Origin of the sequence: Streptomyces sp. NPDC001852, assembly GCF_042891825.1 — a bacterium.
Taxonomy (GTDB): domain Bacteria; phylum Actinomycetota; class Actinomycetes; order Streptomycetales; family Streptomycetaceae; genus Streptomyces.
The window spans coordinates 316,284-329,449 of sequence record NZ_JBIATN010000001.1 but is presented as its reverse complement, the minus strand read 5'-3'; the positions used below and the strand labels follow the sequence as shown (position 1 = coordinate 329,449).

The 13,166-nt window shown below is 73.0% G+C and carries 11 protein-coding genes; 5 read left to right on the top strand and 6 right to left on the bottom strand.

From position 1 onward, the window contains the following. The first annotated feature begins 418 nt into the window (after nucleotides 1-418). Nucleotides 419-1,786, top strand: a complete 1,368-nt coding sequence (locus ACFYZB_RS01400) for a hypothetical protein (protein WP_388752900.1) — start codon at nucleotides 419-421, stop codon at nucleotides 1,784-1,786. A gap of 7 nt (nucleotides 1,787-1,793) precedes the next feature. Here ACFYZB_RS01400 and ACFYZB_RS01395 read toward each other — a convergent pair whose 3' ends face one another. Next, nucleotides 1,794-4,211 (bottom strand): ATP-binding protein, encoded by a 2,418-nt coding sequence (locus ACFYZB_RS01395; protein ID WP_388752897.1) that lies wholly within the window; start codon nucleotides 4,209-4,211, stop codon nucleotides 1,794-1,796. A gap of 131 nt (nucleotides 4,212-4,342) precedes the next feature. Between ACFYZB_RS01395 and ACFYZB_RS01390 the strand changes: the two genes are divergently transcribed. Then, a complete protein-coding gene (locus tag ACFYZB_RS01390; RefSeq protein WP_351205591.1) occupies nucleotides 4,343-4,801 on the top strand; it encodes an archease in 459 nt (152 codons plus the stop codon). A gap of 58 nt (nucleotides 4,802-4,859) precedes the next feature. Here the strand turns inward: ACFYZB_RS01390 and ACFYZB_RS01385 are convergent, their stop codons facing one another. Further along, nucleotides 4,860-6,272 carry an RtcB family protein gene (locus ACFYZB_RS01385; protein WP_388752894.1) on the bottom strand — a complete coding sequence of 471 codons (1,413 nt, stop codon included), beginning with the start codon at nucleotides 6,270-6,272 and terminating at the stop codon, nucleotides 4,860-4,862. Nucleotides 6,273-6,306: 34 nt separating this feature from the next. After that, a complete protein-coding gene (locus tag ACFYZB_RS01380) occupies nucleotides 6,307-6,948 on the bottom strand; it encodes a phosphoribosyltransferase (RefSeq protein ID WP_388752891.1) in 642 nt (213 codons plus the stop codon). A gap of 223 nt (nucleotides 6,949-7,171) precedes the next feature. Here ACFYZB_RS01380 and ACFYZB_RS01375 point away from each other — a divergent pair, with 223 nt between their 5' ends. Then, on the top strand, nucleotides 7,172-7,621 hold the full coding sequence (locus ACFYZB_RS01375) for a hypothetical protein (protein WP_388752889.1): 450 nt from the start codon (nucleotides 7,172-7,174) through the stop codon (nucleotides 7,619-7,621). Between the two features lie 213 nt (nucleotides 7,622-7,834). Here the strand turns inward: ACFYZB_RS01375 and ACFYZB_RS01370 are convergent, their stop codons facing one another. Continuing rightward, on the bottom strand, nucleotides 7,835-8,515 hold the full coding sequence (locus ACFYZB_RS01370) for an HAD family hydrolase (RefSeq protein WP_388752886.1): 681 nt from the start codon (nucleotides 8,513-8,515) through the stop codon (nucleotides 7,835-7,837). A 155-nt stretch (nucleotides 8,516-8,670) separates the two neighbouring features. Here ACFYZB_RS01370 and ACFYZB_RS01365 point away from each other — a divergent pair, with 155 nt between their 5' ends. Beyond that, complete coding sequence (locus ACFYZB_RS01365) at nucleotides 8,671-9,621, top strand: alpha/beta fold hydrolase (protein ID WP_388752883.1); 951 nt, start codon at nucleotides 8,671-8,673, stop codon at nucleotides 9,619-9,621. Then, entirely contained in the window at nucleotides 9,618-10,292 is a 675-nt protein-coding gene (locus tag ACFYZB_RS01360) for a TetR/AcrR family transcriptional regulator (RefSeq protein WP_388752881.1), read from the top strand. The genes ACFYZB_RS01365 and ACFYZB_RS01360 overlap by 4 nt, the downstream gene beginning before the upstream one ends. Nucleotides 10,293-10,307: 15 nt before the next feature. Here the strand turns inward: ACFYZB_RS01360 and ACFYZB_RS01355 are convergent, their stop codons facing one another. Next, on the bottom strand, nucleotides 10,308-10,784 hold the full coding sequence (locus tag ACFYZB_RS01355) for a (2Fe-2S)-binding protein (RefSeq protein ID WP_351205577.1): 477 nt from the start codon (nucleotides 10,782-10,784) through the stop codon (nucleotides 10,308-10,310). Between the two features lie 8 nt (nucleotides 10,785-10,792). Further along, a complete protein-coding gene (locus tag ACFYZB_RS01350) occupies nucleotides 10,793-13,111 on the bottom strand; it encodes a molybdopterin cofactor-binding domain-containing protein (protein ID WP_388752877.1) in 2,319 nt (772 codons plus the stop codon). Nucleotides 13,112-13,166 lie beyond the last annotated feature (55 nt).

The window sequence follows — 13,166 nt, the reverse complement described above, 5'->3', positions numbered from 1 at the left end:
GCGGGGGTGGACGCCGAGCGCTGGGTCACGCGGGCCGGCTGCCGCCGTGTCCTGTTCGTCGTGCACAACGTGACCTCCGCGACGCGCCTGCTGGATGTGCTGCCCCTGCTGCACGGCGATCTGCGGGTCCAGTCGTTCGCCACGTGCACCGGGTCGTCCCCGTTCCTGGCCGGGGTGCCCGAGCTGCTGGCGCAGGCAGGCCTTCCGGTACTGCCCTGGGAACAGGCCAGGGAGCTCGAGTTCGACCTGGTGATCGCCGCGAGCTACGGCGGTGAACTGGGAAGGCTCCAGGGCGACTTGGCGATCTTGTCGCACGGCGTCGGCTACAATAAAAGGCTCGCGACCGGACACCTGGACACCCGGACACCCGGACACCCGGACACCCGGACACCCGGACACCCGGACACCCGTTTTCGGGATGTCGCCGGAATGGCTCCTCGAGGACGGTCGGCCGCTCGCGGCCGCCACCGTGCTGTCCCACCCCGAACAGCTGGGCAGGCTGCGCGCGTCCTGCCCGGAGGCGGTACCCACCGCCGTCCTCGCCGGAGATCCCTGCTACGACCGGATCCTCGCGGCGCTGCCCCATCGCGACCGCTTCCGGCGCGCCCTGGGTGTCGGGCCGGACCGGCGGCTGATCGTCATCAGCTCGACCTGGTCCCCGCGCTCGCTCTTCGGCGGCGATGCCACCGAGCAGGACGACGGCGCCGGTGAGCTGCTGACCTGGCTGCTGTCCCGCCTGGCCGCCGAGCTTCCCGCCGACGAGTACCGGACCGCCGCCGTCCTGCATCCCAACATCTGGCACGGCCACGGTCCCGGTCAGGTCCGGGCCTGGCTGGACGGCGCCCGACGCGCCGGACTCACTCTGATCCCGCCGCTCGACGGCTGGCGGCAGGCCCTGGTCGCGGCGGACTGTGTGGTGGGGGACCACGGCAGCGTCACCTACTACGCGGCGTCCATCGGCGTCCCGGTCCTCGTCCGCGGCTTCCCGCAGCAGGACCTCGACCCGCTCTCCCCCGTCGCGTCCCTCGGCCGTACCGCGCCCGTCCTCGCCGCCAGGGGCAGCCTCCGGGCCCAGATCGACCACGCGATCGCGGCGCATCGGCCCGAGCGGTACAAGGAACTGGCGGAGCAGACCAGTTCGTCCCCGGGCGAGTCGGCCGTACTCCTGCGCCGCCTGTTCTACCGGCTCATGGGAATCGCCGAGCCCACGGGCGGACGGGCCCGGCTCGATCCGCTGCCGCTGCCGCGCTTCGAGCCGGCCCGCCGTACGGCGCCGGTCCGTGCCCTGACCCGCGTGGTCGGCGTGGACCGGCCGGAGGTCTCGGTGGTCCGGTACGCCGACGCGGGCGAACCCGGGCCGCCGGGCGGCAGCCAGGGCGACGCCGAGGCGTGCCACACGGCGGTGAACGAGGACACCGGGGAGCTCGACCGGCTGCACATCGCGGACGTCGTCATCCGGTACGGCTCCGAGGACGACCCGCGGGTCGGTCCGCCGGGTGCCTGGACGGCGGAGACGCTCGACAGGTATCCGTACTGCGGGCTGGCCGCCTACGTCGACGGGCCGGACCGCTGCGTCGTGCGCACCCGGGCCGGAGACCTGGTACGGCTTGCCGCGGCCCCGGATGCGAGCGGGCGGCCCGACCTGTGCGATCCCGCCGCCTACGCCTCCGCCGTCCACGCCTGGGTCTCCGCCGGACGGCCCCTGCGCCAGGCCGGCCGCGAGCTGACCGTGCGCACGGGAACCGCCGTGCACCGCGTCACCGTCGAGCACCTCGCACCACGGTGAGGACCGCTCACGGCTCCAGTTCCGCCAGCCGGGCGCGTACCCGCGCCGCTCCTGAGGCGTCCCCGTTCCGCTCGTGGCAGAGGGCGGCGGTGCGCAGATCGGCCGCCTCGTCCGCGGCGCGGTCCGCCGAACGGTGACAGCGGGCCCGCAGTTCCAGGGCGTCGGCGAGCTGGAGGCCGGCTCCGGCGGTCTCCATGGCCTCGACGGCCTGGTCCAGGCACACCCGGGCGAGGTCCGGGTCCGCCGCCTCCAGATGGGTCTCGCCCAGGCTCATGTAGACGCGGCCCACGTTGTAGGGGTCGCCGCCGGGGAGGGCACGGAAGCGTGCCAGCGCGTCGTTGAGCCGCTCCAGGGCGGCGGCGACGTGCTGCCGGCGCCCCAGCGCGCGTCCGACGTGGTGTTCCACCAGCGCGCGGGCCCGGGGCAGGTCGTCCCATCCGTCGTCGCCCGGCCCGATGCGTTCGAGGATCTCCCGTACCTCCTCGAAGCAGCGCTCCGCCTCGGCGTATCTCCACTGCTTCAGGCGGAGCAGGCCGAGCGCCTCGACCGCGCTGGCGTGCCCGCGGTGGTGACCGCACGCCTCGTCCGCGGCCGCGGCCCCGGCCAGGGCGGCAGCGGCGTCCTCCGCCTGCCCCGCGCCCATGTGGCCGAAGGCCAGCTGGACCAGCATGCGGCCCACGGACCGGGGGTCGCCGAACTCGGCCGCGCTCCGGCGGGCGGCCTCGGCTCCCCGCCGGTGGGTTTCGATCCACTGGACGTGAAAGCCGAGCAGCAGATGCAGACCCCACATCGCCTCGCAGAGCTGCCACACGAGGTCGTCGAAGCCGTGGTGCTCGGCCGCCCGGACGACCGCTGCCAGGTTCTCGCGTTCCCGGCGCAGGTCCTCCAGCGCGTCCTTGCCGTCCGAAGCGGCGCGGTGCTCCGGCAGGCGGAGGCCGGCGTAGGCGGGACCGAGTCGCCAGCGCAGCGGCATCACCCGGAAGTCGGCGGCCGCACCGAAGCGCAGATACCCGACGGCGACCCGGCGGACGGCGGCGGCCATGCGCCCGTGTCCGTCCTCGGTGACCGCGAGTTCGTGGGCGTACGCGCGCGAGAGGTCGTGCAGCCGGTACCGCTCCTCGCCGACCTCCTCCAACAGGTGCACCCGGGCCAGCTCTTCGAGCAGCGCACGGGATGCTTCCCGGCTCACGTCGGCGGCGTGCGCCGCGCTCATGACGGTGAGGGTCGGCCATGGCCAGACCGCGAGCGAGCGGTAGAACGCGGCGCACTGCGGGGTCAGTTCGCGGTACGAGACGTCGTACGCGCGGTGCACGGGGTCGTCCGCGCCTGCCGGGGTGACGCGGTTTTCGTCCGGCACGCCGGCCCCTTCCCGCCCGTGGGCACGGACCCGTTCGGCCAGTTGTTCCGCCACCCGCTGCCAAGGCAGATGCTCGCGCACGGCGAGGCCCGCGCCCGTGGTGCACACGGCGAGCGGGATGCCGCCGGTCGCTTCGGCCACGGCGCGGACGACGTCCTCGGGTGCCTCCGGGCGCCCGCGTCCGCGCCCCACGACGCGTTTGAGCAGCACGACGGAGTCGGCGGTGGACAGCGGCGGCAGGGTGTGGTGCCGGGCCCCCGTCTCGGCCACGAGCCGGTCGAGCCGGTGCCGGCTCGTCACCAGCACGAGGGAGTGCGGCGCCGCCGGGAGCAGCGGCATGATCTGGGCGTCGGAATGAGCGTTGTCCAGCACGATCACCATGCGCCGGTCGGCCGTGCAGTCGAGGTAGAGATCCCGCTGGCGTCTCTCGTCGCCCGGCACCGCGGCCGGCCGGACCCCGAGGCGCTCCAGGAAACGCACGAGCGCCTCGGAAGGCGACAGTGCCGTGGCGGCGGACGCTCCGGCCAGATCCACGTACAGCGTCCCGTCCGGGAACCGCTCCCGCAGCACATGGGCGGTGTGGACGGCGGTGGCGGTCTTGCCGATGCCGCCGGGCCCGGTGAGTGCGACGACGGCCGGTGCGCCCGGTGCGCGGCCCCGCTCGTCCAGCAGGGCGACGACCGCGGCCGTCACGTCCTCGCGGTCGGTGAACAGGCCGGTCGTCGCCGGCAGCATCCGCGGACGAGCGGCGTCGTGCGCCACAGCGGGCACGGCGCGCGGTGCCAGCCAGGACGCCTCACGGAGCCAGTCCTGGAGCTCCTGCGCGAAGCCGGGGGAGCGTTCGGCCACTTCGGTCAGCCATAACGCGGCCTGCCTGCGCTCGGAGTCGGTCCCCGGCAAGGTGGGAGCCTGCCGGCCGCCCCCGTCGGCGTCGCCGCTCGCGTCCTGCTGCTCGGCGCGTGCGCGGCCGAGGAGCCCGCACAGCCTCTCCGAGGTGCGGCGGCCCATCTCGCCGCCCGCTCCGGACAAGGCCCCGGAGGCGACCGTACCGACAGCGGTGAGCACCATGCCTGCCAACGGTTCCACTGGACTCCCCCCGATCCGCCACCGCCGCCATGCTATCGATCCGGTCGGCGCCATCGGGCCCGAGGCGGGACAATCGGAAGCGAAGGGGGCCCGGAGAAGGGATCAGGGCAGCCATGGTCGGTGACATCAGCGACGAGCTACGCGCACGGCGCGAGGGCGAGAACGGCCACCGGTCGATGCCGCACACGGCCGACACGCGTCTGCAGGCCTGGGGCACCACCCGGGAGCAGTGCCTGGCCGAGGCCGTGCGCGCCATGGTCGAGGCCTTCGCCGACGCGTCCGAGGCACACCCCACCACCATGGAACGGATCCGTCTCGCCCCCGGCGACGACGCGGACCTGCTGGTCGCGCTGCTGGACGAGGTGGTCTACCGGCTCGAGGTGGCGGGCCGGATCCCCGTCGACGTGGAGGCGGAGCCCGCCGACGACGGTGGGCTGGCGGTACGGCTGTCGCTCACGGACCTCGCCGACGTCGCCGTCGTCGGTGCCGTGCCCAAGGGTGTCTCCTGGCAGGACCTGCACATCGGCCCGGACGCGTACGGCTGGTCCTGCTCGGTGATCGTGGATGTGTGACATCCGGATCATGGATGTGTGACCGTGCGGGCAGGGCCGGCGCGGGCCCGCGCCCGCGTCATCCCTTCACCACCCCGAGCGGCACCAGCCGGGCGACCTTCCGGCACAGCCCCGCCCCCTCGCTCGCGGCGACGACGGCGTCCACGTCCTTGTACGCCTCCGGCGTCTCCTCCGTCAGGCCGCGCCAGGACTTCGGGCGGGCGGCGATGCCGGCGTGCCGCAGCCGCGCCCGCAGCTCGCTGCCGGTGATGCTGCGCGCGGCCTGGTGGCGGCTCATGGTGCGGCCCGCACCATGGCAGGTGGAGTGGAAGGCGTCGCCCCGGGACACGCCGGCCAGCACGTACGACGCCGTCCCCAGGGTGCCGGGGATCAGCACCGGCTGCCCGAACTCGCTGATGTCGTCGGGCAGTTCGGGATGTCCGGGCGGGAAGGCACGGGTGGCGCCCTTGCGGTGCACGCACAGCCGCCGCCGCTGACCGTCCACCGGATGGGTCTCGATCTTGGCGAGGTTGTGCGAGACGTCGTACACCAGCGCCAGCCCGCTACCGGCGGTGCGCCGGAACACGCGGCGGGCCGCGTCGGACAGCAGCTGACGGTTCGCCCGGCCGTAGTTGGCGGCGGCGGCCATGGCCCCGAGATAGGCCTGCCCCTCGGGCGAGTCGACCGGTGTGCAGGCGAGCTGTCGGTCGGGCACGGAGATGCCGTAGCGGGCCATCGCACGGTCCATGAGCCGTACGTGGTCGGTGCAGATCTGGTGTCCCAGGCCGCGCGAGCCGCAGTGGATCATCACGCAGACCTGGCCCGGCCCGATCCCGAAGGCGGTGGCGGCCGGGCCGTCGTACACCTCGGCGACCTGTTGCACCTCCAGGAAGTGGTTGGCGGAGCCGAGGCTGCCCACCTGGCCCAGGCCCCGCTCCCGGGCCCGCTGCCCGACCTGGGTCACGTCCGCGTCGGCGACGGCGCCGCCGTCCTCGCAGCGCAGCAGGTCGCGTTCCTCCCCGTGGCCCCGCTCCACGGCGTAGCGGGAGCCCTCGGCCAGCAGCCGTTCCAGCTCGCCCGGGCCGTCCGGCCGCCATACGCCACCGGGCCCGGCGCCCCGCGGTATCGCCCGGTCCAGGCCGTCCATCACCGCCGTCAGCGCGGGCCGGAAGGTGTCGCCGTCGCAGTCGGCGGCCAGCAGCCGCACCCCGCAGGAGATGTCGAAGCCGACGCCGCCCGGCGAGACCACCCCGCCGGCGTCCACGTCGGTGGCGGCGACTCCGCCGATGGGGAAGCCGTACCCCCAGTGGATGTCCGGCATGGCGTACGAGGCGGCGACGATGCCGGGCAGCGTGGCCACGTGCACGACCTGTTCCAGGGACTGCTCGGCGTCCCGGAGCAGATCCCGGGACGCGAAGACGACCCCGGGCACGCGCATGCCCGCGTGCGGCTCGATGCGGTAGCGGAAGGAACGTTCCTCGACCAACTCCATCGCGGCCTCCGCTCCGGCCCGGCGCGCCCGGGGCTCACTGCCCGTGCAGCGCGGCGAGCACGTCGTCGTCCGTCAGCTGCTCGAAGTCCTCGTACCACTCCCCCACGGCCAGGAAGACGGTCGGCCGTTGCAGGCAGAGCACCTCGTCGGCCTCGCCGCGCAGCAGGTCGGCCGCCTGCGGAGAGCACACCGGCACCGCCAGCACCAGCCGCTCCGGCGCCTGCCGGCGCAGCCAGCGCAGCGCCGCCCGCGCGGTCGCCCCGGTGGCCACCCCGTCGTCCACCAGGATGACGGTACGGTCCCGCAGCTCGGGCGCGGGACGGCCCTCCCGGTACCGCTCCTCACGGCGGTGCAGCTCCGCCCGCTCCCGTTCCACCACGTCGTCCAGGGCCGCCTCGTCCAGACCGAGTTCGTCCAGGGTCCGCTCGTCGAAGAGCGGAGGATCGTCACCCGCGAGCGCCCCGACGCCGAGCTCCTCCTGGAAGGGCGCGCCGATCTTGCGTGCGACCAGCACGTCGAGCGGTGCCTCCAGCGCCCGCGCGACCTCGCGGGCCACCGTCACCCCGCCGCGCGGCAGGGCCAGCACGACCGGATGCGTCAGCGCCCCCGCCTCCTGCCGGATGCGCAGCCGCTCGGCCAGCTCCCGGCCGGCGTGGACGCGATCATGAAACCGCATGCCCAGTCGACTCCTTCCCACACCTCCGCCGCGCCCGTCACCGGGCCACGGCGTGCGGTCGTACGACGCCTCGCGCCCGGCGGATGCGCCTGCGCGCACTCGGACGATCCGGACGGACGTGACGGCACCTCCCTCCGGCGCCCCGGCCGGGTACCCGGTCAACACCTCCGCGACACGGGCAGCCGCCCGGGGAGCGAGGAGTATGGAACGGAGGAACTGGGCGATGGCACGCATTCTCGTCGACGGGGACGACGTGGTCGTCCGCCTGTCGTGGTGGCAGAGGGCGGCCGCGAGCCGGAGTGACGTGCGTGCACCGCTGACGGCGGTGTGCCGGGTGACGGTGGAAGCGGCCTGGTGGCGGGCCCTGCGCGGAGTGCGACGGCGCGGCGTCTGGATTCCGGGCGGCTGGTCCGTCGGCACGCGCGGCCACCCCGGCGGCACGGACTTCGTGGCGCTGCGGCCCGGCAGGCCCGTCGTGGTCGTCGAGCTGCGGCCCTCGGCTCCCTTCCGGCTCCTCGCCGTGTCCGTGCCGGACGACGCCGAGGCGCGGGCCACGGCCCAGCGGCTCATCCGGAGCTCCCCGAGGATCGACACCTCCACGCGCTACCGGCAGCCGGTCCCGGTCGCCGAGGAGACCCCCGGCGGAAGCACCCGTCCTGCCCTGCCCCGGTAGGCGTGCCGGTGCCGCGGAGGGCCTGCGGCAGTGGTCGCGGAACGAGGGCGCGGAGGCCGGCTCGGCGGACCACGGACAGCGGGGCAGCACGGCGAAGCCGGCGCCGGCCGCGACCTCGGCCTTCACCCCGCGCAGGTCCGGCACGAGATCAAGATCCCCGTCCGGCCGGAATCGCGAACGCTGGGCCGAACCGTCCGTACCCGGCGATGCCCCTCACCCGGTGGGCTCCGGCGTGCCCGGGCCCTCACGCTGTGCGCGAGGGTCGAGTACGGACTTCAGTGCCGCGGCCGTCGCGGGCGCGTGGGTGTGCACGATGCCCGCGAGACCCGCGCGTTCGGCCGCGGTGATGTTCTGCTGCAGGTCGTCCACCATCACCGCGTCCTGCGGGCGGACACCCAGCCGTTCGCAGGCGATCTCGTAGGCCCGGCGGGCGGGCTTGCGGACGCCCACCTCTGCGGAGATGGTGACGGCGTCGAACATGGCCGGCAGGTCGAACCCGGCGTAGCAGTCGTCGCCGAGCGAGTTGGACAGCAGCCCGACGCGGTACCCGGCCGCGCGCACCCGGGCGACCAGGTCGACCATGGCGCGGTCCGGTTCCAGCGCGCTCTGTATGCGGCGCACGATGCCCGGCCGGGCAGGGTCGATGTCCACTCCGTGGGCACGGAGCCGCTCGGCGAAGCCCTGTTCGAACTGCAACTCGCCGATCCTGCCTTCCTCGTGTGCCACGAGCAGGGCGCCGCTCGCCCTGTCCCCGGCCAGGAGCCGCAGCGGCAGCCGTGGATCGCAGCCCAGGTCGGACCCCAGCTGCTCGAAGGCCGCGAGGACGCTGGTGGTGAGCACCCCTCCGAAGTCGAACAGGACGGCACCACGGGTCCCGGGCGGGGTGGTTCGCATCACCTGAGTGACCTCCTCGTGGCGTCGGCGCGTCGGCGCGCTGGGCGGGCCACAGCCCCTGTATAGTTGAATCCAACGTCAAGTTCAATACTCAGAAGGCCCGTCGACCAGGTGCGTTGGTCGAAGGGACCGGCCGATGGGCGGTGCGGTGGCACATGACGACGAAGGGTTCACTCGCGGGCTGGGAGCGCCTGGAGGCGCGTGACGTCGCGACGAACGGCATCACTCTGCGCGTCTTCGAGCACGGCGAGCACAGGCCCGGCACACCGCCGGTCGTGCTGTGCCATGGTTTTCCCGAGCTCGCCTTCTCCTGGCGGCACCAGGTCTTCGCCCTGGCCGAGGCCGGACACCGGGTCCTCGCGCCCGACATGCGCGGTTACGGAGGCAGCTCACGGCCGCGGGACGTCGAGGCCTACGACGTACTGAGCCTGTGCGCGGACCTCGCGGGCCTCCTGGACGACGTGGGCGCCGAGGACGCGGTCTTCGTGGGGCACGACTGGGGAGCGAACGTCGTGTGGCACATGGCCTGGCTGCACCCCGAACGGGTGCGCGCCGTGGCCGGCCTGAGCGTCCCCGTCACCCCGCGCTCCCCCGCCCCGCCGCTGCCCGTCCTTCGTTCGCGTCTGGGCGACGACTTCTACATCGTGTGGTTCCAGGAGCCCGGAGTCGCGGACGAGGCGCTGGCCCGCAACGTGCGCAGGACACTGGTGGCACGGGAGATCTACTCCGCCGAGTGGGCCTCCCGCGACGAGGCGGAACTCGCGCCCCCGCCCTGGCTCGGCGAGGCCGAACTGGCCCATTACGTCAAGACGTTCGAGGAGACCGGCTTCACGGGCGGGCTCAACTACTACCGCAACATGGACCGCAACTGGGAGCTCACCCGCGAGCTCGAAGGCCGCCCCATCACGCAGCCGTCCCTCTTCCTCACCGGCTCCAGGGATCCCGTGGCCATGTTCATGCCCGCCGAGAACCTCGGTGACGTCCTCACCGACCTGCGCGAGCACGTCGTCCTGGACGGCGCCGGCCACTGGGTCCAGCAGGAGCGCCCCGAGGAGGTCAACGCCGCGCTCCTCCGCTTCCTCGGCTCCCTCGGTCTGGGACGATGAACCCGGCGCCACGCACGGGCACGGGCCGCCAGGCCCCGGCTCATGGCGGTTCCCGGCAGCCGCTCGCCCCGCGCAGCCCGCGGGGCGAGCGCACGCGCAACGCGCTCATCGCCGCGGCGCGCGAGGTCTTCGAGCGGGATGGCTATCTCGACGCCCGGATCACCGACATCACCGCGGCCGCCCATGTCGCGTCGGGCTCGTTCTACACCTACTTCAACGACAAGGAGGATGTCTTCCGGGCGCTGGTGGACATGGTGCAGGAGGAGATGCTCCACCCGCACCTGCGCCGGCGCACCGGCATCACCGACACCCGGCAGCTCATCGACGCGGCCAACCGTGACTATCTGCGCTCGTACAAGAAGAACGCGCGCCTGATGGCCCTCTTCGAGCAGGTCGCCCACATCGACGACACCTTCCTGGCCCTGCGCCTCGAACGCGGCAACGCCTTCGCGCGACGCAACGCCAGGATGATCCGCACTCTGCAGGACAACGGCGAGGCCGACCCCACGCTCGATCCGCTCGTGACGGCCCACGCCCTGTCCGGCATGGTGAGCCGCATGGCCTACGGCGTGTTCGTGCTCGGTCAGCGCATACCCTTCGAACGGCTGGTGACCACACTCAACAAGCTCTGGGAGAACGCACTGCAGCTGAAGCCCGCCGGTGACGCATAGCGCCGTCGCGGCCGGTCAGTACTTCTTCGCGCCCGCCGTGATGGCCTGCCGGATGCGGTGGTAGGTGCCGCACCGGCACACGTTGCGGATCTCGTCGAGGTCGGCCTCGGTGATCTCCCGGCCCTCCTCGCGGGCCTGGCGGACCTTCGCGACGGCGGCCATGATCTGGCCGGGCTGGCAGTAGCCGCACTGCGCGACGTCGTACTCCAGCCAGGCCTCCTGCATCGGATGCAGGTCACGGCCGACGGTGCCGGGCAGGCCCTCGATGGTGGTGATCTCGTCGTCGGCACCGACGTCCTTCACCGGCACCGAACACGGATTGAACGCCTTGCCGTTGATGTGGCTCGTGCAGGCCTGGCACACGCCGAGACCGCAGCCGTACTTCGGTCCGGTGACGCCGAGGACGTCTCTGAGCACCCACAGCAGCCGGACGTCGTCCTCGATGTCGACGGTGACCCGGTTGCCGTTGAGGATGAAGGTGTGTTCGGGCACGTGGTCTCCTAGTAGGTGCGGTCGAGTCCGTCGGTGGGGGACGCGGGGATGGGCGGCGAGGTGGGCAGCGGCTCGAAGCCGAGCGGTCCGGCGTGGTTGAGCGGGAAGCTGGTCGGCATGGTGCCGGTGGCGCGGCCGTAGGCGCAGGCCACGGCGGCGGCCGCACCCGCCACGGCCAGCTCGCCCGCACCGCCGGGCTGCCCGCTGGTGGGCGGCATGACGACGATCTCCAGCTCCGGCGGGGTGTTCCACTGCCGGGTGTAGAAGTAGTTGTCCCAACTTCCTTCCAGGAAGTGGCCGTTGTCCAGATGGAGGCCGGAGCTGAGGGTGATCGCGATGCCGTCCATGATGCCGCCCATCATCTGCGCCTCGAGGCCCCGCGGGTTGACCGCGAGACCCACGTCGACGGCGCACACCACCTTGGTGACGCGGGGGCCGGTGTAGGCGTCGCGGACCGTGCGTCCGGTGGTCTCCGGCCGGCAGTCGATCTCGGCGAGGACGGCGACGTACGCGTGGTATTCGGGATGGAGCGCGATGCCCTGGGCGGTCCCGGCGGGCATGCTCCGGCCCCATGCCCCGACGGCGGCCACCTTGTCGAGAACGGCCCGCGCCCGCTCGTCCTTCAGGAACTCCCGGCGGAACCGGTACGGGTCCTTGCCCATCCGCCCGGCCAGCTCGTCCACGACCAGCTCCTGGGCACAGCGCACATTGGGCGAGTAGATGTTGCGCATGGAGCCGGTGTTGAAGCCCTTGTCGGCCTCGCCGAGCAACTGGGTGACGACACCGAAGTCGTACGGGGTCTGCTGGCTGAGCGCGAAGATCGTCTCGGAGAAGGTCAGGTCGCCGACGGGCAGCCGGGCGGCCTGTGCGGTGATGATCTCACCGACGCCGTGGCCGAAGTCGGTGGCGACGGAGGTGTGCCGCTGGTCGTAGGTGAGCACCTGGCCGAGCGCGTACGTGGCGCGCACGCGCGAGGTGGCCATCGGGTGGGTGCGGCCTTGCCGGAAGTCGTCGGTGCGGTGCCACATCAGCTTGACCGGTTTGCCCATGGCCCTGGAGATCTCGGCGGCCTCGGCGGCGGCGTCGTAGAAGAGCTTCCGCCCGAAGGAGCCACCGCCCTCCGTGACATGGACCTTCACCGCGGCCACCGGCAGCCCCAGTTTCAGCGCGATCTGCTCCTGGGCGACGATCGGGGACTTCAGGCTTCCCCAGATCTCGGCCGAGTCGTCCCGTACGTCGGCGATGGCGCAGTTGGTCTCCAGTGCGCTGTTGCTCGCGAAGTGGAAGGTGAACCGGGTGTCGACCGACTTGGTCAGCAAGTCCAGTGCGGGGAGCGGGAGTTCCGCCCTGTTCAGTTCGTCGCGGACGGTGTCGTCGCTCTTCGCATCGGCCGTTCCGGGGCCCCAGGACACCTTCAGTGCGCGCACGGCGTCGATGCACTGCCCGAAGGTACGGCCGCGGACGGCGACGCCGGTGGAGACGGCCACGACGTCCGTGACGCCGGGCATCGCCCGCACCTCGGCGAGGTTCTCCACCGAGCGCACGGTGCCGTTGACGGTGGGCGGCCGGCACACCATCGTCGGCAGGGCGTCGGGGATGTGCAGGTCCATCGCGAACTTCTTGCGTCCCGTCACCGCTTCCCGGGCGTCGATACGCGGCTGCGCAGTGCCGATGACCTCGAACTCCGCGGCCGCCTTGAGCGCGACGGACACCTGACCCGTGGTCACCGACGCTGCCTTTTCGGCGAGTTCGCCATAGGTGAGACTGCGGCCGGTGGCCGTCGAGGTGATGACCCCGGCCCTGGTGGTCAGGGTGTCCACGGCCGCCCCGAGTTCCAGGGCCGCCGCCCTGAGCAGCCGGCCCCGCGCCACCGCGGCGGCCACCCGGATCGGTGTGAAGGTCGAGATCGTGGTGTTGGATCCACCGGTGAGCTGGTTGAACAGCAGCTCGGGCCGCGCGTCCGCGAGCGTGACCCGGATCCGCTCCAGCGGCAGGTCCAGTTCCTCGGCGATCAGCATGGCGCTGGACGTCGTGATGCCCTGCCCGACCTCCGCCCGGGGCAGCGCGAAGGAGGCCGTGCCGTCGGAGTCGATCCGGATCGTGATCAGGTTCGCGGTCGGCAGTGCCGCGTCGGTGAGCATGTCGTTGAGGTCGTAGATCTCCGCCGGACCCGGCGCGGAGGGGACGACGGCCGCCGCCTCCTCCGGCGCGAGCACGGCCTCGCCGAGTTCGGCGGCCACGGTCAGCGTCGAGGCGGCCAGCACATACCCGAGGAATCGGCGCCGCCCCATCCCGGCCGTCCCGGGTACGTGTCCCCAGCTGTCCATGCGATCTCCTTCGATCCGCCACGACTTGTGCACATGCCCGACCCGTGCGACCACG

Coding starts and splice junctions, on each gene's coding strand:
- ACFYZB_RS01400 (WP_388752900.1), top strand. CDS start 419: ATGTCGCCGGAATGGCTCCTCGAGGACGGTCGGCCGCTCGCGGCCGCC.
- ACFYZB_RS01395 (WP_388752897.1), bottom strand. CDS start 4,211: ATGGTGCTCACCGCTGTCGGTACGGTCGCCTCCGGGGCCTTGTCCGGA.
- ACFYZB_RS01390 (WP_351205591.1), top strand. CDS start 4,343: ATGGTCGGTGACATCAGCGACGAGCTACGCGCACGGCGCGAGGGCGAG.
- ACFYZB_RS01385 (WP_388752894.1), bottom strand. CDS start 6,272: ATGGAGTTGGTCGAGGAACGTTCCTTCCGCTACCGCATCGAGCCGCAC.
- ACFYZB_RS01380 (WP_388752891.1), bottom strand. CDS start 6,948: ATGCGGTTTCATGATCGCGTCCACGCCGGCCGGGAGCTGGCCGAGCGG.
- ACFYZB_RS01375 (WP_388752889.1), top strand. CDS start 7,172: ATGGCACGCATTCTCGTCGACGGGGACGACGTGGTCGTCCGCCTGTCG.
- ACFYZB_RS01370 (WP_388752886.1), bottom strand. CDS start 8,515: ATGCGAACCACCCCGCCCGGGACCCGTGGTGCCGTCCTGTTCGACTTC.
- ACFYZB_RS01365 (WP_388752883.1), top strand. CDS start 8,671: ATGACGACGAAGGGTTCACTCGCGGGCTGGGAGCGCCTGGAGGCGCGT.
- ACFYZB_RS01360 (WP_388752881.1), top strand. CDS start 9,618: ATGAACCCGGCGCCACGCACGGGCACGGGCCGCCAGGCCCCGGCTCAT.
- ACFYZB_RS01350 (WP_388752877.1), bottom strand. CDS start 13,111: ATGGACAGCTGGGGACACGTACCCGGGACGGCCGGGATGGGGCGGCGC.